Source organism: Streptomyces sp. CNX435 (genome assembly GCF_059570575.1).
In genome coordinates, this window is sequence record NZ_JCANTA010000005.1 from 282,484 (window position 1) to 299,108 (window position 16,625).

Consider the following 16,625-nt stretch of genomic DNA (forward strand, 5'->3'; position numbering starts at 1 on the left):
GCCCGGTGTGGGTGCCCGTGGCGAAGCCACCGGTCCGGAGCCCCTTGGGCACCGGTCATACCCCGGCGCCGTAGGCGCTCGGGCCGGGGGTCCCGGGGGCGGAGCCCCCGGGGTTCGGGAAGGGGCGGGATCGGGGAACACCTCCCGCCGCGAGCCGTGCGTGCGCGCCCCTGGCTCCGCCCCGGCCCGCCTCAGATCTCGAACCACACCACCTTGCCCACACTCAGGCGCTCCGCGCCCCAGTGCCGGGCCAGCTTGTTCACCAGGAACATCCCCCGGCCACCCTCGTCCGCCGGTCCCGCCCGCCGCATCCGCGGCAGCTGCGGCACGTCGTCCACCACCTCGCAGCGCAGCCGGTCCGTGTGCACCAGGCGGAGCGTGACCGGGCGCTGGGCGTAGCGGACCGCGTTCGTCACCACCTCGCTCACCAGCAGCTCCACGATGTCCGTCAGCTCCTCCAGGCCCCACCCCGCCAGCGCTCCGCGCGCCAGCGAGCGCGCCTCGCGCGGCGCCTGCGCCCGCGGGTCCAGGGACCACTGTGCCGCCGCGCTCGGCGCTATACCGTCCAGCCGCGCCGCGAGCAGGGCGATGTCGTCGTCCCGGTCACCGGGACCGAGGACGTCCAGCACCTCGTCGCACAGCGGCTCCAGCGGCGGCGGGTTGCCCGGGCCGGTCAGCGCCGCCGTGCGGGTCAGCCGCGCGCACAGCTGGTCGATGCCGGTGGACACGTCCATCAGCCGGGACTCGACCAGGCCGTCCGTGTACAGCAGCAGCGTCGAACCCTGCGGCGCCTGCAGCTCCACCGCCTCGAAGCCCACACCGCCGACCCCGATCGGGGCGCCCGGCGGTACGTTCAGCACCTCGCTGGCGCCGTCGCGGCGGAGCAGGACCGGCGGCGGGTGGCCGGCGTTGGAGGCGGTGAGGGTGTGCGCGATCGGGTCGTAGACCGCGTACAGGCAGGTGGCCATGCGGTCGTCGCCGAGTCGCTGCGCCTGCTCGTCGAGGTGGTGCAGCACCTCCTGCGGCGGCAGGTCGAGCTGGGCCAGGGTCTGCGCGGCGGTGCGCAGCTGGCCCATGATCGCCGCGGAGGTCACCGAGTGGCCCATGACGTCGCCGACGACCAGCGCGACCCGGCTGCCGGGCAGCGGGATCGCGTCGTACCAGTCGCCGCCGACCCGCGCGGTCTCGGCCGCGGGCCGGTAGCGGCTGGCGAGCCGGACGCCGGTCGGCTCCGGCAGGTACTCGGGGAGCATCGTGCGCTGCAGCTGGTCGGCGATGTACGCCTCGCGGTCGTAGATCACCGCCTTGTCGACGCCGAGCGCGGTGTGCGTGGCCAGCTGGGCGGCGATCAGCAGGTCGTCCTGCCCGTACGCGGGCCGCGCCGGACCCCGTACGAGCACCGCCACCCCGATCACCCGGCGCCGGCCGCGCAGCGGCGCGACGATCGTGCGCTTGTCGGCCGGCGCGTTCGCCAGCGGGCTCTCGCGGCCCAGCAGTTCGATGAGCGCGGCGCGGGCGGCCAGCGTCTCGCCGAACACCGGGCGCACGCCGCGCAGCACTTCCAGCAGCGCCCCGGCCCGTACGACGTCGACCTGCTCGGCCGCGCCCAGACCCGGTGCCTCCGGCTCCGCGGCGGGCAGCAGCCGGCTGCCGCCCATGCTGTCGACGTCCTCGACGCCGTCGGTGATCCGGTCCGTACGCCGCAGCCGCAGCCGGAACGGCTCGGTCGGCTGCTCGTCGCCGACCGGCAGCGGGTCGCGCAGGTAGACGAGGATCGCGTCGGCGAAGGACGGGACGACGGAGCGGCACAGGCCGAGGACGATCTCGTCCAGGTCGATGCCGCGGGCGATCCGGCGGGTCGCCGCGCCGAGGAACCGCAGCCGCGCCGAGGCGGCGTCCTCCTCGTACTGCCGGCCCGGGGCCCGGGCCGGGTCCGCGTCGGCACCGGCGCCCGGCTGGGGGCGCGGCCGGCCGCCGCTGGGGGTGTCGTCGGCGCCCTGGTGCGCGGGCACACCGCCCGTGGCGTCCGCCGCGGGCGGCGTGCCCGCGGGCTGCGGCGCCTGCGCCCGGTGCAGGGCGTCACGCGGGTCGGGGATGCCGTCGGCCGAGTTCGCGGCTGGTGGGGTCGGCGACACCGCCTCCTCCGTGCCGGAGGCGGCAAGGGTGTTGCCGGACTCCGTCCGCTCGGCGGCTGCCCGCCGCCTGTCGCGCTCCGTCACGTGTCGGTACCGTCCATCCGGCCGTTCCACCCAAGTCTCCCGAGGGCGGGTTGAGTTGTGGGCACTGCGGTGCTGTGGACGTCGATCCTACGTTTGACCTACCGGGGCGCAGCAAGAGGCTCATGAAGACAAGCGCGCCGGCGTGCGGTCCCAATCCGCCGGAAGAAGCGGAACTGTCCACTTCGGGTCCGGCCGCCAGCGCTCCCAGCCCGCGGAGAACGGCGGCCCCCACGCCTGGATGGCGTCGATCGCCTGCCGGCCGGCCTCCCGTACGGCCGCGGCCCGGGGCGCGGACATCAGACCCGCCCGCTGGGCCGCGGCGAACTCGTCTTCGTCCCGCCACTCCCAGGAGCGGTCCGCGCGCACGACGAGGTCCAGGTAGTGGTCTTCGGAGTCCACGCCCCCGGACCACCGCACCCGCGGTGCTTCGAGGTTGACGTAGAAGGACTTGAAATTCCAGTCGTTCTCCCAGAACAGCCAGACGGACCACGGCTCGCCGGGCCGGGCCAGCTTCAGCACGCCGGTGCCGAACCAGCGGGTGCGGTGCGGCCGGTGCGGCTTGGTGTAGCGGGTGACCAGCGGCTCGTGGTGCAGCTCGGTGCCGTCGGCGAGCACGGGGCGTACGCACTCGGTGTCCGGCGCCACCCAGACGGCGAGCGTCTCGGCGTCGTCGCGGACGACGGTGACGGGGCGGCAGACGGCCACGGTACGGCCCAGGGCGCCGGCGGCACCGGCCGCGGCTGCTGCGCCGTGAGCGCCTGCTGTGCGGGCTGTGCCGGCGGCGTCGGGGGCGTCGGGCGCGTCGGGGCTGTTGGTGCGGTAGCGCCAGAGGATGTGGTCCCCCGGTGCCCACCGGGCGTCCGCCTCCGCGACGTCCTGAGTGGTCCTGCCGTCCCTGCTGTCCCCGCCGTACTTGCCGCCGTCAAGCGTCGCGTCTGGCCCGTGCATCCGCCGATGGTATCCAGCGGCCCCGTCACGGCCGGGTCATCCGCAGCACGTCCAGGGCACTGTCCAACTGCTCCTCCGTGAGCAGCCCGCGCTCCACATAGCCGCCCTCCAGCACCACCTCGCGGATCGTCTTACGCTCCGTCAGCGACTTCTTCGCCACCCTGGCCGCCTCCTCGTAGCCGAGGTAGCGGTTGAGAGGCGTGACGACGGACGGCGAGGACTCCGCGTACTCCCGGGCGCGGGCGGCGTGCGCCGTGATGCCGGCGACCGTGCGGTCGGCGAGCAGGCGGGCGGCGTTGGCGAGGAGCCGGACGGACTCCAGCACGTTGCGGGCGAGGACGGGCAGCATGACGTTCAGCTCGAAGTTGCCGGAGGCGCCGGCGGTGGTGACCGTCACGTCGTTCCCGACGACCTGGGCGCAGACCATCAGCACCGCCTCGGGGACCACCGGGTTTACCTTGCCCGGCATGATCGAGGAGCCGGGCTGCAGGTCGGGCAGGGAGATCTCGGCGAGCCCGGTGCGCGGGCCGGAGCCCATCCAGCGCAGGTCGTTGCAGATCTTGGTGAGCCCGACCGCGATCGTGCGCAGCTGGCCCGAGGTCTCCACCAGGCCGTCCCGGGCACCCTGGGCCTCGAAGTGGTCGCGGGCCTCGGTCAGCGGCAGCCCGGTGGCCCGCGCCACCTCGGCGATGACGGCGGCGGCGAAGCCGGGCGGGGTGTTGATGCCCGTGCCGACCGCGGTGCCGCCGAGGGGCAGCTCCGCCAGCCGCGGCAACGAGGACCGCAGCCGCTCGACGCCCGTGCCGACCTGGGCGGCGTAGCCCGCGAACTCCTGGCCGAGGGTGACGGGCGTGGCGTCCATCAGGTGCGTACGCCCGGACTTGACCACCTCCGCGAACTCCTCCGCCTTGCCCGCGAGCGCCGCCCGCAGATGGGTGAGCGCGGGGATCAGGTCCGCCACGACGGCGCCGGTGGCGGCGATGTGGATGGAGGAGGGGAACGTGTCGTTCGACGACTGGCTGGCGTTGACGTGGTCGTTGGGGTGGACCACCGGTCCGTCGGGGCCGAGCTTCTCCTGCGCGAGGGTCGCCAGCACCTCGTTCATGTTCATGTTCGACGACGTGCCGGAGCCGGTCTGGAAGACGTCGACCGGGAACTCCGCGTCCCACCGGCCCGTCGCGACCTCCTCCGCCGCCGCCTGCACGGCCGCGGCGACGTCCGCGTCCAGCACGCCCAGCTCGGCGTTGACCTTCGCCGCGGCGGCCTTGATCCGGGCCAGCGCGGCGATGTGGGCGGACTCCAGGCGCAGCCCCGAGACCGGGAAGTTCTCCACGGCGCGCTGCGTCTGGGCGCGCCACTTGGCGCGGGCGGGGACGCGGACCTCGCCCATGGAGTCGTGCTCGGTGCGGAAGCCGTCGGATCCGGGGCGTTCGGCGGGGGACGGGGCGTCGGGCTGGCTCATGCTGCCGAGGATACGACCGCCCACCGACACCGCCCGTGCGCCGAACGGTGGATTCGGCGGGGGCCTTGGCGGACTTGCCGCGGCGGCTGCGGCGGGCGTGCGCGGCGGCACGGTGGAATCGATCGGGACCGGCAGGGACCGGGAGACACCGGACGGGTTCGGCCCGAGGAGTGACGTGACGACCAGCCTTCGCATCCGCATCCCCCGTATTCGCCGCGGGGCACGCGCCGCCGCGCTCGCCTGTGCCCTGCTCGCCGCCGCGGCGGCGCAGCAGGCGGGCGCCGTCCAGCAGGACGACGACAAGGGGAAGGACGTACCGGGGGTGACCGGCCCCGCGATGAAGATCGCCATCGGCAACGCGCGCAAGACCACCGGCCCCGGTCAGGAGGCCACGTACGTCACCCGCATCGCCAGCCTGCAGGACGGGCCGATCAAGGGCATCGAGATCCGGCAGTCGCTGCCGGACGGCATGGAGCTGGTCGAGCCGGGCGAGGGCGGCAGGCTCCGCGGACGCGAGGTGGTCTGGACCGCGGACCTGAAGGGGCGCAAGCGCACCGAGTTCACCGCGCGGACGCGGATGACGGCCCAGGCGCCGACGGCGGGCAACCTGGTGGCTACGGCGTGCGCGTACAAGAAGAACGCGGAGATCCCGGTGGTGTGCGCACCGGACATCGACAAGCTCACCGACGCGCCGGCGCGCCCCGCCGACGACGGCCGCAACCGCGACGGCGGCCCCGGGGCGCAGGCCGCGGACGACTCCGAGACCGGCGCCGCGTACGGGCTGGCCGCGGGCGCGCTGCTGCTGGGCGGTGGCGGCGTGGTGTACGTGCTCCGGCGCCGGGCGGCGGCGCGGCGGCGCTGAGGGCGCCGGCGTACCGCCCGGCTCGTACGCCCGCGGGGGCGCCCGGCACGACCCGGCCCGCCCCTCCCCGTACGCTCCCTACACCCCCCCGTGCCTGCTACGGCTTCGCCGCGCCCCGCACCGGAATGCTCGTCACGAACGGCTTCACCGGGCCGGGGTCGGTGAAGAAGTCGTTTCCCTTGTCGTCGACGACGACGAACGCCGGGAAGTCCTCCACCTCGATCTTCCAGACCGCCTCCATGCCCAGCTCCTCGTACTCCAGGACCTCGACCTTCTTGATGCAGTCCTGCGCCAGCCGCGCCGCCGGCCCGCCGATCGACCCCAGGTAGAAGCCGCCGTGCGCGGCGCAGGCGTCGGTGACCTGCTTCGAGCGGTTGCCCTTGGCCAGCATCACCATCGAGCCGCCCGCCGCCTGGAACTGCTCGACGTACGAGTCCATCCGCCCCGCCGTCGTCGGGCCGAAGGAGCCGGAGGCGTAGCCCTCGGGGGTCTTGGCCGGGCCGGCGTAGTACACCGGGTGGTCCTTCAGGTACTGCGGCATCTCCTCGCCCGCGTCCAGGCGCTCCTTGATTTTCGCGTGCGCGATGTCGCGGGCCACGACGAGCGTGCCGCTGAGCGACAGCCGCGTCTTGACCGGGTACTTCGTCAGCTCCGCCCGCACCTCGGCCATCGGCCGGGCGAGGTCGATCCGTACCGCCTCGTCCATGGAGCCCGCCGAGCCCACGGAGCCCGCCGAGCCCGCGGTCAGCTCCGCCGCCGTGGTGTCGGGCAGGAAGCGGGCCGGGTCGTGCTCCAGCCGCTCCAGGAAGACGCCCTCCGCCGTGATCTTCGCCAGCGCCTGCCGGTCGGCGGAGCAGGAGACCGCGATGGCGACCGGGCAGGACGCGCCGTGCCGCGGCAGCCGGACGACGCGCACGTCGTGGCAGAAGTACTTGCCGCCGAACTGCGCGCCGATGCCGAGGGTCTGCGTCAGCTCGAAGACCGTGGCCTCCATCTCGGTGTCGCGGAAGCCGTGGCCGGTGGGCGAGCCCTCGGTGGGCAGCGAGTCGAGATAGTGCGCGGAGGCGTACTTCGCGGTCTTCAGCGCGTACTCGGCGGAGGTGCCGCCGACGACGATCGCGAGGTGGTACGGGGGGCAGGCGGCCGTGCCCAGCGAGCGGATCTTCTCCTCCAGGAAGCGGAGCATCGACGCCTCGTTGAGGACGGCCTTCGTCTCCTGGTAGAGGAACGACTTGTTGGCGCTGCCGCCGCCCTTGGCCATGAAGAGGAACTTGTACGCGTCCCCGTCGGTCGCGTACAGCTCCACCTGCGCGGGCAGGTTGGTGCCGGTGTTCTTCTCGTCCCACATGGTCAGCGGCGCCATCTGGGAGTAGCGGAGGTTGAGCCTGGTGTACGCGTCGTGCACCCCGCGCGACAGCGCCTCCTCGTCCCGCCCCGCGGTCAGCACGTGCTGGCCGCGCTTGCCCATGACGATCGCCGTGCCGGTGTCCTGGCACATGGGGAGCACGCCGGCGGCCGAGATGTTGGCGTTCTTCAGCAGGTCGAGCGCGACGAACTTGTCGTTGGGCGACGCCTCCGGGTCGTCGCAGATGGCGCGCAGCTGGGCGAGGTGCGCGGGGCGCAGGTAGTGCGAGATGTCGTGCATCGCCTCGGCGGCGAGCAGCCGCAGCGCCTCCGGCCGGACTTCGAGGAACGTATGCCCGCCGGCCTCGACCGTGCGTACGCCCTCCGTCGTCAGCAGGCGGTACTCCCTGGTGTCCGCGCCGAGCGGCAGGAGGTCCGTGTACTGGAACGCGGGGCTGGCGGGGCGGGCGGTGGCGGTCATCGCGTTCCTTCGTCGTCGGGAGGCGGTCGCTGTGCGCCCTCCAGGTTAGGACGGCGGGGAACGGGCGGCGGTGCGAGGTCTCCCTCCCGCCGGCCTGACGGGCTCTAGTCACGATGTATCGCGTTTGGCTACGCTGGTGCCGTGGACGAGACCCCGCGTGACGACGCCCCCGCCCCCGCTCCTGCCCCCGTGCCCGCCGCCCAGCCTTCGCTGTCGAAGAAGCCGGTCGCGGAGGGGGAGCTGCGCGCCTCCGACGCGGAGCGCGACCGGGTGGCCGACATCCTCCGCGAGGCGCTCGCCGAGGGGCGGCTGGACCCGGAGGAGCACGCCGAGCGGATCGACGGCGTGTACAACGCGAAGACCGTGGGCGAGCTGGAGCCGCTGGTACGCGACCTGCCCGTGGGCCGGCGCGAGACCGGCCCGGCGGCGTCGTCCCCGCCCCCCGAGTCGTACCCGCCGCCGCAGCCGCAGACCCTCGTCGCGATCTTCAGCGGCTCCGGGCGCAAGGGGCGCTGGAGCGTGGGGCGCAGGACGTCGGCGTTCGCACTCTTCGGGGGCGTGGACATCGATCTGACCGAGGCGGTCTTCCACCAGCAGGAGATCGTGATCAACGCGACCGCCATCTTCGGCGGCGTCGACATCAAGGTCCCGGAGAACGTGTCCCTGCGCGGCTCCGGCACGGCCATCTTCGGCGGCTTCGACGTGCACGCGCAGGAGGCGGACGACCCGCGTGCGCCGGTGGTGGTCGTCACGGGCTTCGCGCTCTTCGGCGGTGTGGAGGCCAAGGGGAAAAAGGGCAAAATCCTTAAGAACCTGACGGACCGGATGCGCAAGCACGGGCTGGGTCACTGAGCCCGCGCCACCGTCCCAACTGTCTCCGGAGACGCGGAAGGAGCGCCTCCATCCCGCGAGGCGACTCGGCGCATAAGCGCGCGTACAGCGGGTAGAGCACGTTCATCGTCTCATCCGTACGGCTGCAGGTGCGAACGGTCGTACGCCTGACGAGACAGTTTGTCCCTGATCCCCAACGCCGTCGTCAGGAGTGGACCGTGCTGCAGTCCCACCAGCAGTCCCTGCAGGAAGCCCAGGTGCCGATCCAGCGCACCGGCCGGCGGGAAGAGGGGGATCCCTGGCACACGGAGGCCGTGTGCCGGCGGGACGAGGCCGCGCTGTTCTTTGCACCGTCGAAGGAGCCGACCGCCGACCGGCTGTCGCGCGAGGCCGCCGCGAAGCGCGTCTGCGCACGTTGTCCGGTGATGGTCGAGTGCCGGGAGCACGCCCTGCTGCTGCCCGAGCCGTACGGCGTGTGGGGCGGGCTCACGGCGGCGGAGCGGCGGGTCGTGCAGGCGCGCCGCCGGCGGCGCGAGGCGGCGGAGAAGCTGACCGCGCCGCGGGGGATAGCGCAGGCGGGCTGAGGCGCCCGCGGCGCCTGGACAAACGGTTCTCCCGGGGGCGTTAGGCCGGGCCGTCACGCCCTACGGGGGCCGGTCGAACTACAGGGGCCGGTCGAAGTCGATCGAGCTGTACGCGCGCAGCTTCGACAGCCGGTGCTCCGACTCGATCTGCCGGATCGTGCCGCTCTTCGACCGCATCACCAGCGACTGCGTGAAGGCCCGGTCCGCCCGGTAGCGCACGCCCCGCAGCAGTTCCCCGTCCGTGATGCCGGTGGCGACGAAGAACACGTTCTCGCCGCTGACCAGGTCGTCGATGAGCAGCGTACGGTCCAGGTCGTGGCCGGCGTCGAGCGCCCGCCGGCGCTCCTCGTCGTCCCGCGGCCACAGCCGGCCCTGGAACGTACCGCCCAGGCACTTCATCGCGCAGGCCGCGATGACCGCCTCCGGGGTGCCGCCGACGCCGAGCAGGAGGTCGACTCCGGTGCCGTCGCGGGCGGTCATGATGGCGCCGGCGACGTCGCCGTCGGAGATGAACTTGATCCGCGCCCCGGCCTCGCGGACCTCCTGCACCAGGCCGTCGTGGCGCGGCCGGTCCAGCACGCAGACGGTGACGTCCTGCGCGGTGCCGCCCTTGGCCTTGGCCACGCGGCGGATGTTGGCGGCGACGGGCGCGTTGATGTCGACGTACTCGGCGGCCTCGGGGCCGGTGGCGAGCTTGTCCATGTAGAAGACCGCGGACGGGTCGAACATGCCGCCCCGCTCGGCGACGGCCAGCACGGAGACGGCGTTGCCCATGCCCTTGGCGGTGAGCGTGGTGCCGTCGACCGGGTCGACGGCTACGTCACACTCGGGGCCGGTGCCGTCGCCGACGTGCTCGCCGTTGAAGAGCATCGGGGCGTCGTCCTTCTCGCCCTCGCCGATCACCACGACGCCGTTCATCGAGACCGTGCTGACCAGGGTGCGCATGGCGCGTACGGCGGCGCCGTCGGCGCCGTTCTTGTCGCCGCGGCCGACCCAGCGGCCGGAGGCCATGGCGCCGGCCTCGGTGACCCGGACGAGCTCCAGGGCGAGGTTGCGGTCGGGGGCCTCGGGGGCAACCTCCAGCTGCTCGGGGAGGTGGTGGGGCGTCTCGTGGGGCTGCGGCATCGGTGAGGACCTTCCGCTCGGTCGACGGCCGTAGGGGTGGCAGGGCTGGTAGGGGGCGGCATAGGGGGCAGTACGAGCCTATCGGTTTATCGCCATTATGAGCATATCGGCCCTCGGATGAGCGGGTCGGTTCCGGTGCCGCCCGCCGGGTGCCCGCCCCGGGGGGCGGGGCCGCTCCGGGATGAGGGACGATAGAGGGGTGGCAGACAGGAACAGCATGCGGACGGTGCGCAACCTGGCGGGCGGCCTGACGATCACCTGCGGCGTGGCGCTGGTCGTCTACTTCGGCGCCATCCCGCGCGGGGGCGACGGCAACGAGATGGAGGCCGTCTCCTACAGCCAGGAGCTGGGCCAGGCCCGCCGCGCGGCGCCGTTCCCGGTCGTCGCACCGGTGGGGCTGCCGGACGACTGGCGGGCCAACTCCGTGACGTACCGCGGGACCGGCGATCACGGTACGACGTGGCACCTGGGCTTCGTCACGCCCGACGAGGAGTACGTCGCGCTGGAGCAGGGGAGCAAGAACTCCGACAGCTTCGTCCGCAAGGTCACCCGCGAGGCGCGGCCGACGGGCGAGAGCCGGCGGGTGGCCGGCGAGGAGTGGGCGCGGTACGAGGGCACGTCGTACGACGCGCTGGTGCACGCGGGCGACGGCGTGACGACGGTGGTCACCGGCACGGGGAGCCTGGAGCAGCTGGCGCGGATGGCGTCGGCGCTGAAGGAGAAGTAGCCGGAGGGTTTCAGCCCGCCCGGTCGGCGGCGCCCGGCGCGACCGCGTCCTCGTCGCCCGCGTCCGCTACGTCGTCTCCCTCTTCTTCATCTTCTTCTTCTTCTTCTTCCTCTTCCTCTTCCTCTTCCGCTTCCTCCGACTCCGCCAGCGCCGCGTCGAGCCGTTCGCGGGCGCCGTCCAGCCACTGCCGGCAGATCCGCGCCAGCTCCTCCCCGCGCTCCCATAGCGCCAGGGACTCCTCCAGGGTCGAACCGCCGGACTCCAGCCGGCGCACGACCTCCATCAGCTCGTCCCGCGCCTGCTCGTAGCCGAGAATCCCCCGGTCCTTCGTCTCTGCCATGGCCCCACCTTAGGACCCTCCTACGACACCGGGCCGACCGTGACACCGAACTCCCCGTCGGCGACCCGGGCGCGCAGCTCCTCGCCCGCGCGCACCTCATCCGCCGCGCGCACCGCCGCGCCGTCCTGCCGCTGCAGCACCGCATAGCCGCGCTTGAGCGTGGAGGCGGGGGAGAGGGCGACGACCCGGGCGCGGGTGTGCTCCAGCTCGGAGTCCGCGCGGTCCAGCAGATGCGCCAGCGTGCGCCTGCTGCGCGCCAGCAGCGCGTCCACGACCTCCGCGCGCTCGTCGACGATCCCGTACGGCTCGGCCATCGACGGCCGGCTCAGCCACGCCGCGAGTCCGCGCTCCTCGCGGTCCAGCACCCCCGTCAGCGCGCGCAGCGCGCGCAGCCGCAGCTGCTCTATCCGGACGTGCTCCTCGCCGACGTCCGGCACGGCGTCCTTGGCGGCGTGCGTGGGCGTACGGGAGCGGAGGTCCGCCACGTAGTCCAGGAGGGGGTTGTCCGGCTCGTGGCCGATGGCGGAGACCAGCGGCGTACGGCACGCGGCCACGGCCCGTACCAACTGCTCGTCCGAGAACGGCAGCAGGTCCTCCACGCTGCCGCCGCCCCGCGCGACGATGATGACGTCCACTTCCGGGTGGCCGTCCAGCTCCTGCACGGCCTTGATGATCTGCGGCACCGCGTGCACCCCCTGCACCGCCACCGGCCGCACCTCGAACCGCACCGCCGGCCAGCGGTGCCGCGCCGTCTCCAGCACGTCCCGCTCGGCCGCCGACGCCCGCCCCGTCACCAGCCCGATGCGGCGCGGCAGGAACGGCAGCGGCTTCTTGCGCTCCGGCGCGAACAACCCCTCCGCGGCCAGCGCCTTCTTCAACCGCTCCAGCCGCACGAGCAGTTCGCCGACGCCCACCGGGCGGATCTCGGCGGCGCGCAGCGAGAGCTGGCCACTCGGCGCGTACCAGACGGGCTTGGCGAAGACGACGACGCGGGCGCCTTCCTGTATGACATCGGCCACCTTGTCGAACACGTCGCGGAAGCACGTCACGGTCAGGGAGACCTCCTGCGCCGGGTCGCGCAGCGTCATGAAGACCACTCCGGCGCCCGGCCGCCGCGACAGCTGGGTGATCTGCCCCTCCACCCACAGCGCGCCGAGCCGGTCGATCCAGCCGCCGATCTTCCGCGAGACGACCCCGACGGGCATGGGCGTCTCTGCCGTGTTCACCGCCATGTGCCCGAGCCTAACGGCGGGGTACGACACGTGGGCGGCTCCGGCGGGTGACGTGCGGGCGGCTGCGCCCTCCTCACCCGGATCCGGCGTTCCGTACCATGGCGCCATGACTGCTTCGCGCACTCCGCAGCCCGCCCGCCGCGTCCTGCTCGCCGCTCCCCGGGGCTACTGCGCCGGCGTGGACCGGGCGGTGATCGCGGTGGAGCAGGCGCTTGAGCAGTACGGCTCGCCGGTGTACGTGCGCCACGAGATCGTGCACAACAAGTACGTCGTCAAGACGCTGGAGCGGAAGGGCGCGATCTTCGTCGAGGAGACGGCCGAGGTGCCCCCCGGCAACATCGTGATCTTCTCCGCACACGGCGTCGCCCCCGTCGTCCACGAGGAGGCGAAGCAGGGCCGGCTCGCGTCGATCGACGCGACGTGCCCGCTGGTGACGAAGGTGCACAAGGAGGCCGTCCGGTTCGCCAAGGACGACTTCGACATCCTCCTCATCGGCCACGAGGGCCACGAGGAGGTCGTCGGCACCTCGGGCGAGGCGCCGGAGCACGTCCAGCTCGTCGACGGCCCGGAGGGCGCCGAGCAGGTCGAGGTGCGCGACCCCGAGAAGGTCGTCTGGCTGTCGCAGACCACGCTGTCGGTGGACGAGACGATGGAGACCGTCGACCGGCTCAAGAGCCGCTTCCCGAACCTGCTCGACCCGCCGAGCGACGACATCTGCTACGCCACGCAGAACCGGCAGGTCGCGGTGAAGCAGGTGGGCGCGGAGTCGGATCTGGTGATCGTCGTAGGCTCGCAGAACTCGTCGAACTCGCTGCGGCTGGTCGAGGTCGCGCTCGACGCCGGCGCCGCCGCGTCGTACCTGGTCGACGGGGCGGAGGAGCTCGACGAGGCGTGGCTGGACGGGGTGGCGACGGTCGGCGTGACGTCGGGGGCGTCGGTGCCGGAGGTGCTGGTCGACGGCGTGCTGGAGTGGCTGGCGGAGCGGGGCTACGGGGACGTGGACCTGGTGCAGCCGGTGGACGAGCGGCTCACCTTCTCCCTGCCGAAGGAGCTCCGCCGCGACCTGCGCGCCGAGGCGGCCGCGCTGGGCTCGGGCGGGACGGACTGACCGGAACGGCCTCGTCCGGGGCCCGCCGCGGCGGCCGTGCCGCGCGCCGCGACCCGGAGGCCGACCGGAGCGGCGGCTCGCCGGACCCCGCGCCGGGACCGCCGAAGGGTCCGCCGGCGGGGCTGCGCCGTACGGCGAGCAGTGCGAAGTGCCGCAGCAGGGCGACGGCCGCGGCCAGCAGCGTGCCCCCGTAGAGCCACGGCGCCTCCAGGGCCAGGGTCGTACCGGCGGCCATCACGTGCGACGTGAGGCCGCCCGAGCCCTCGCCGATGGCCAGGGTCCCGGCGGCGAAGGCGATCGGCATCGCGATCGGCGCGGCGGCGACGTCCGCGGGCCGGACCCACAGCGCGCAGCACACCGAGAGCACCAGGAACACCACCCCGAAGAACACCGGCGCGGTCTCCATCACCACCTGCACGAACGCCCCCGTACCCAGCATCACCGCCCCCGCCAGCACCCCCCCGCCGGCAGCCGTCAGCCGCGGCCCCGCGGGCCGCAGCAGGGTACGCACCACCGGCGGCACGGGCCGCCGCGCCGCCGCCCGGTACACCTGGGCGCTCTCCTCGGACCCGGCGCCCGGTTCGTGCGCCGGTCGCGGGACGTGAGCCTGCCGTCGCTCTCCGTCGGGGTCCGTGTTCGTACGGTGATGCCGCATCGCTCCACGGTAGGCCCCACGGCGGGGGAAACCCCGGGAGGGGCACAGAATGCGCTCATACGGAGTGCCGGGGTCCCACAGGATCCACACACCCGGGCGCGCCGCGGGCACCCGTAGAATCGTCAACCGGGTCCGCCGCGCCGCGACCCCGTCCCCGTGCCCCCTACTCCGTACTGGAAGTCGTTCACGTGTCGCTCACGATCGGAATCGTCGGCCTGCCGAACGTCGGCAAGTCCACCCTCTTCAACGCCCTGACCAAGAACGACGTGCTGGCGGCCAACTACCCGTTCGCCACCATCGAGCCCAACGTCGGCGTCGTCGGCGTCCCCGACACCCGCCTCGCCACCCTGGCCGGCATCTTCGACTCCCAGCGCACCCTCCCGGCGACGGTCGACTTCGTCGACATCGCCGGCATCGTGCGCGGCGCGAGCGAGGGCGAGGGCCTGGGCAACAAGTTCCTGGCGAACATCCGCGAGTCCGACGCGATCTGCCAGGTCATCCGCGCCTTCCAGGACGAGAACGTGGTCCACGTCGACGGCAAGGTCTCGCCCAAGGGCGACATCGAGACCATCAACACCGAGCTGATCCTCGCCGACCTGCAGACCATCGAGAAGGTGCTCCCGCGGCTGCAGAAGGAATCCCGCATTAAAAAGGATCTGGCCCCCAAACTCACCGCCATTGAGGAAGCCAAGGCCATCCTCGACGCCGGCCAGACCCTCTTCGCCGCCGGCATCGCCCAGGGCACCGACCGCGCCGCCCTCCTGCACGACCTGCACCTGCTGACGGCGAAGCCGTTCCTCTACGTCTTCAACGTCGACGAGGACGAACTGACCGACGAATCCTTCAAGGACGAACAGCGCGCCCTGGTCGCCCCGGCCGAGGCCATCTTCCTCAACGCCAAACTCGAATCCGAACTCGCCGAACTCGACGAAGCCGACGCCCTCGAACTCCTCCAGTCCGTAGGCCAGGAAGAACCGGGCCTGGTCACCCTCGCCCGCGTCGGCTTCGCCACCCTGGGCCTGCAGACCTACCTGACCGCCGGCCCGAAGGAGGCCCGCGCCTGGACCATCAAGAAGGGCGCGACGGCCCCGCAGGCGGCAGGCGTGATCCACACGGACTTCCAGAAGGGCTTCATCAAGGCGGAGGTCATCTCCTTCGACGACCTGGTGGCCACGGGCTCGGTGGCGGAAGCCCGCGCGGCGGGCAAGGCCCGCATGGAGGGCAAGGACTACGTGATGCGCGACGGCGACGTGGTGGAGTTTCGGTTCAATGTATAGGCCACGCAGTACCGTGGATCTGGCGAATTAGCAAACCACCAGGTCAGCCGGGGGTGGCCCGGATTCGGGCCGCCCCCGTGCGCGTCCCGTGGCTGGATTTTGGCTGGATGACCTGACGGCTCGTCACCTGTCGTCATCTGTCGTTCTCCGCACGCTGGCTGGATATTGGCTGGAGAGCGCCGAACGGTGAGTCAGCGAGGGGGTGCGGGCGGACGTCGTGTACGCCCGCGTCGGTTGAGCGTTTCGGTGATCGCATCCGGGGGACCCAGCGTGTGTGAACGGCACCGTCGCCGCCCGCGTGGCTCGCTGGGCGGGGCCGCTGGACCATCCCGTTTCCCCCGAGCCCCGTACGCCTGCAGCGTTCAGATGGCGAGGATGCTTTCCCGAATTACTCGGTCGGCGGCGCGTGTCGCTGAGAGAAGGTCACTCAGCAGGTCGTCCGGGAAGTCTCCTGAGTCCAGGGCGCACGCGCGCAGTAGATCGCGACACTGCTGTTTCTGCCTTTCGCTGGTGAGTTCGGTGAACTGCGTGTCGGTAAGGGCTTCACGGGCGGCGTAGCCGTCTTGGGCTTCCATCGTTCGGCGGTGCAGGTCGTCGACGAGGTCGTGGGCGATGGTGTGGCTGGCGGATCGTGCAGCGGCAAGAATCGTGAGGCCGAGCCGTATGTCGAAGAGGGTCGTGCCGTGGCCGGCGGGTGCTTGGAGGTAGGCGTCGGCCACGTCCGCGGCGGGATGAGTGGTCGATTTACCGGTCGCGAGGTGGCACAGCACCATCAGGGAGGCGGTGACTAGCTGTTCCCATGGGTCGCCCGGTGTCGTGTGGTCGAGCAGGTCTCGGGCACGGCTGGTGTCGCCGGTGGTGAGGGCTGCGAGGACGGCGACCTGGCGCCCATCCAGCATCCGGGTCCCGATGCCGCGGTGCAGTTCGATGTGGGCGAGGGCTTCGTCCCAGCGTCCTTGGGTGGTGAGGGCGCGTGTGCCGTCGGCGAGGAGGACCGTCCATAGCCAGGTGCGCACCTTCTTGCGGTCGGCGTCAGTGGCCACGAGGTTCGTGGGGACGGTGATGCTCTCGATCTGCGCGGGTCTGTTGTGGGTGATGGCGTCGAACAGGGTCAGGAGGAGTTGGCGCCCCGTGTCTGGGTGCCCGGCACGGAGCTGGAGGCGTGCCAGGTTGACTGCCGGTTCGAGCGTGCGTACGGCGGCCTCGGAGGGTAAGGGTGTGGCACACAGGTAGGCGGCAGCGTGTTGCGTGCACAGGGTGCGGGCGATGTCGGGGAGACCGACGTCCGAGGCGATCAGTGCGGCCTGGTTGAAGACCGTGGAGGCCATGCTTGGGTCGCTCTGCTTGTGAGCGGTGTCCGCGAGGTCGGCCAGTGCCTGGACTCGCTGGTGCAGGGGGAGGCAGGCGGGGCGGGGACGAGCGACGAGCGG

Annotated in this window: 15 protein-coding genes; 6 read left to right on the forward strand and 9 right to left on the reverse strand. The window is 72.6% G+C overall.

Annotation, left to right across the window (positions count from 1 at the left end; translation table 11 throughout):
• Window positions 1-191: 191 nt before the first annotated feature.
• The 3 genes from T328_RS12225 to T328_RS12235 all read right to left on the reverse strand — a co-directional run bounded on the left by T328_RS12225 (window position 192) and on the right by T328_RS12235 (window position 4,629).
• Window positions 192-2,219, reverse strand: coding sequence for an ATP-binding SpoIIE family protein phosphatase (locus T328_RS12225; RefSeq protein WP_496495996.1), 2,028 nt, complete (start codon window positions 2,217-2,219; stop codon window positions 192-194).
• A gap of 120 nt (window positions 2,220-2,339) precedes the next feature.
• Window positions 2,340-3,167 (reverse strand): cytidylyl-2-hydroxypropylphosphonate hydrolase, encoded by an 828-nt coding sequence (gene fomD, locus T328_RS12230; RefSeq protein ID WP_496495997.1) that lies wholly within the window; start codon window positions 3,165-3,167, stop codon window positions 2,340-2,342.
• A 25-nt stretch (window positions 3,168-3,192) separates the two neighbouring features.
• Complete coding sequence (locus T328_RS12235) at window positions 3,193-4,629, reverse strand: class II fumarate hydratase (protein WP_496495998.1); 1,437 nt, start codon at window positions 4,627-4,629, stop codon at window positions 3,193-3,195.
• A gap of 175 nt (window positions 4,630-4,804) precedes the next feature.
• Here T328_RS12235 and T328_RS12240 point away from each other — a divergent pair, with 175 nt between their 5' ends.
• Window positions 4,805-5,491, forward strand: coding sequence for a hypothetical protein (locus tag T328_RS12240; protein ID WP_496495999.1), 687 nt, complete (start codon window positions 4,805-4,807; stop codon window positions 5,489-5,491).
• A 97-nt stretch (window positions 5,492-5,588) separates the two neighbouring features.
• Here T328_RS12240 and T328_RS12245 read toward each other — a convergent pair whose 3' ends face one another.
• Window positions 5,589-7,316: a fumarate hydratase gene (locus T328_RS12245; protein ID WP_496496000.1), complete on the reverse strand. Its 1,728-nt coding sequence runs from the start codon at window positions 7,314-7,316 to the stop codon at window positions 5,589-5,591.
• Window positions 7,317-7,457: 141 nt separating this feature from the next.
• Here T328_RS12245 and T328_RS12250 point away from each other — a divergent pair, with 141 nt between their 5' ends.
• Both T328_RS12250 and T328_RS12255 read left to right on the forward strand, forming a co-directional pair.
• Window positions 7,458-8,168: a DUF1707 SHOCT-like domain-containing protein gene (locus T328_RS12250; RefSeq protein ID WP_496496001.1), complete on the forward strand. Its 711-nt coding sequence runs from the start codon at window positions 7,458-7,460 to the stop codon at window positions 8,166-8,168.
• Between the two features lie 197 nt (window positions 8,169-8,365).
• Window positions 8,366-8,731: a WhiB family transcriptional regulator gene (locus T328_RS12255; RefSeq protein ID WP_496496002.1), complete on the forward strand. Its 366-nt coding sequence runs from the start codon at window positions 8,366-8,368 to the stop codon at window positions 8,729-8,731.
• A 78-nt stretch (window positions 8,732-8,809) separates the two neighbouring features.
• Here T328_RS12255 and glpX read toward each other — a convergent pair whose 3' ends face one another.
• A complete protein-coding gene (gene glpX / locus T328_RS12260; RefSeq protein ID WP_496496003.1) occupies window positions 8,810-9,856 on the reverse strand; it encodes a class II fructose-bisphosphatase in 1,047 nt (348 codons plus the stop codon).
• Between the two features lie 199 nt (window positions 9,857-10,055).
• Between glpX and T328_RS12265 the strand changes: the two genes are divergently transcribed.
• Window positions 10,056-10,583, forward strand: a complete 528-nt coding sequence (locus tag T328_RS12265) for a DUF4245 domain-containing protein (RefSeq protein ID WP_496496004.1) — start codon at window positions 10,056-10,058, stop codon at window positions 10,581-10,583.
• Between the two features lie 10 nt (window positions 10,584-10,593).
• Here T328_RS12265 and T328_RS12270 read toward each other — a convergent pair whose 3' ends face one another.
• Both T328_RS12270 and xseA read right to left on the reverse strand, forming a co-directional pair.
• Window positions 10,594-10,923 (reverse strand): exodeoxyribonuclease VII small subunit, encoded by a 330-nt coding sequence (locus tag T328_RS12270; RefSeq protein WP_496496005.1) that lies wholly within the window; start codon window positions 10,921-10,923, stop codon window positions 10,594-10,596.
• 20 nt (window positions 10,924-10,943) lie between these two features.
• A complete protein-coding gene (gene xseA / locus T328_RS12275; RefSeq protein WP_496496006.1) occupies window positions 10,944-12,155 on the reverse strand; it encodes an exodeoxyribonuclease VII large subunit in 1,212 nt (403 codons plus the stop codon).
• A 106-nt stretch (window positions 12,156-12,261) separates the two neighbouring features.
• Here xseA and T328_RS12280 point away from each other — a divergent pair, with 106 nt between their 5' ends.
• Complete coding sequence (locus T328_RS12280; RefSeq protein ID WP_496496007.1) at window positions 12,262-13,263, forward strand: 4-hydroxy-3-methylbut-2-enyl diphosphate reductase; 1,002 nt, start codon at window positions 12,262-12,264, stop codon at window positions 13,261-13,263.
• On the opposite strand, the gene T328_RS12285 is transcribed toward T328_RS12280, so the two are convergent.
• The gene (locus T328_RS12285; RefSeq protein ID WP_496496008.1) at window positions 13,184-13,918 is read right to left on the reverse strand and encodes a DUF6542 domain-containing protein; all 735 of its coding nucleotides are present in this window, start codon (window positions 13,916-13,918) and stop codon (window positions 13,184-13,186) included. The two genes, T328_RS12280 and T328_RS12285, sit on opposite strands and share 80 nt — an antisense overlap.
• A gap of 188 nt (window positions 13,919-14,106) precedes the next feature.
• Between T328_RS12285 and ychF the strand changes: the two genes are divergently transcribed.
• Entirely contained in the window at window positions 14,107-15,195 is a 1,089-nt protein-coding gene (ychF, locus tag T328_RS12290; protein ID WP_496496009.1) for a redox-regulated ATPase YchF, read from the forward strand.
• Window positions 15,196-15,557: 362 nt separating this feature from the next.
• Here the strand turns inward: ychF and T328_RS12295 are convergent, their stop codons facing one another.
• Window positions 15,558-16,523 (reverse strand): hypothetical protein, encoded by a 966-nt coding sequence (locus tag T328_RS12295; RefSeq protein ID WP_496496010.1) that lies wholly within the window; start codon window positions 16,521-16,523, stop codon window positions 15,558-15,560.
• Window positions 16,524-16,625: the final 102 nt, after the last annotated feature.

What these genes read in the sequence shown, in the direction of transcription:
- T328_RS12235 (WP_496495998.1), bottom strand. Translation starts at nt 4,629, where the DNA reads ATGAGCCAGCCCGACGCCCCGTCCCCCGCCGAACGCCCCGGATCCGAC.
- T328_RS12245 (WP_496496000.1), bottom strand. Translation starts at nt 7,316, where the DNA reads ATGACCGCCACCGCCCGCCCCGCCAGCCCCGCGTTCCAGTACACGGAC.
- T328_RS12295 (WP_496496010.1), bottom strand. Translation starts at nt 16,523, where the DNA reads ATGGCCTCCACGGTCTTCAACCAGGCCGCACTGATCGCCTCGGACGTC.
- T328_RS12270 (WP_496496005.1), bottom strand. Translation starts at nt 10,923, where the DNA reads ATGGCAGAGACGAAGGACCGGGGGATTCTCGGCTACGAGCAGGCGCGG.
- T328_RS12280 (WP_496496007.1), top strand. Translation starts at nt 12,262, where the DNA reads ATGACTGCTTCGCGCACTCCGCAGCCCGCCCGCCGCGTCCTGCTCGCC.
- glpX (WP_496496003.1), bottom strand. Translation starts at nt 9,856, where the DNA reads ATGCCGCAGCCCCACGAGACGCCCCACCACCTCCCCGAGCAGCTGGAG.
- xseA (WP_496496006.1), bottom strand. Translation starts at nt 12,155, where the DNA reads ATGGCGGTGAACACGGCAGAGACGCCCATGCCCGTCGGGGTCGTCTCG.
- T328_RS12285 (WP_496496008.1), bottom strand. Translation starts at nt 13,918, where the DNA reads ATGCGGCATCACCGTACGAACACGGACCCCGACGGAGAGCGACGGCAG.
- fomD (WP_496495997.1), bottom strand. Translation starts at nt 3,167, where the DNA reads ATGCACGGGCCAGACGCGACGCTTGACGGCGGCAAGTACGGCGGGGAC.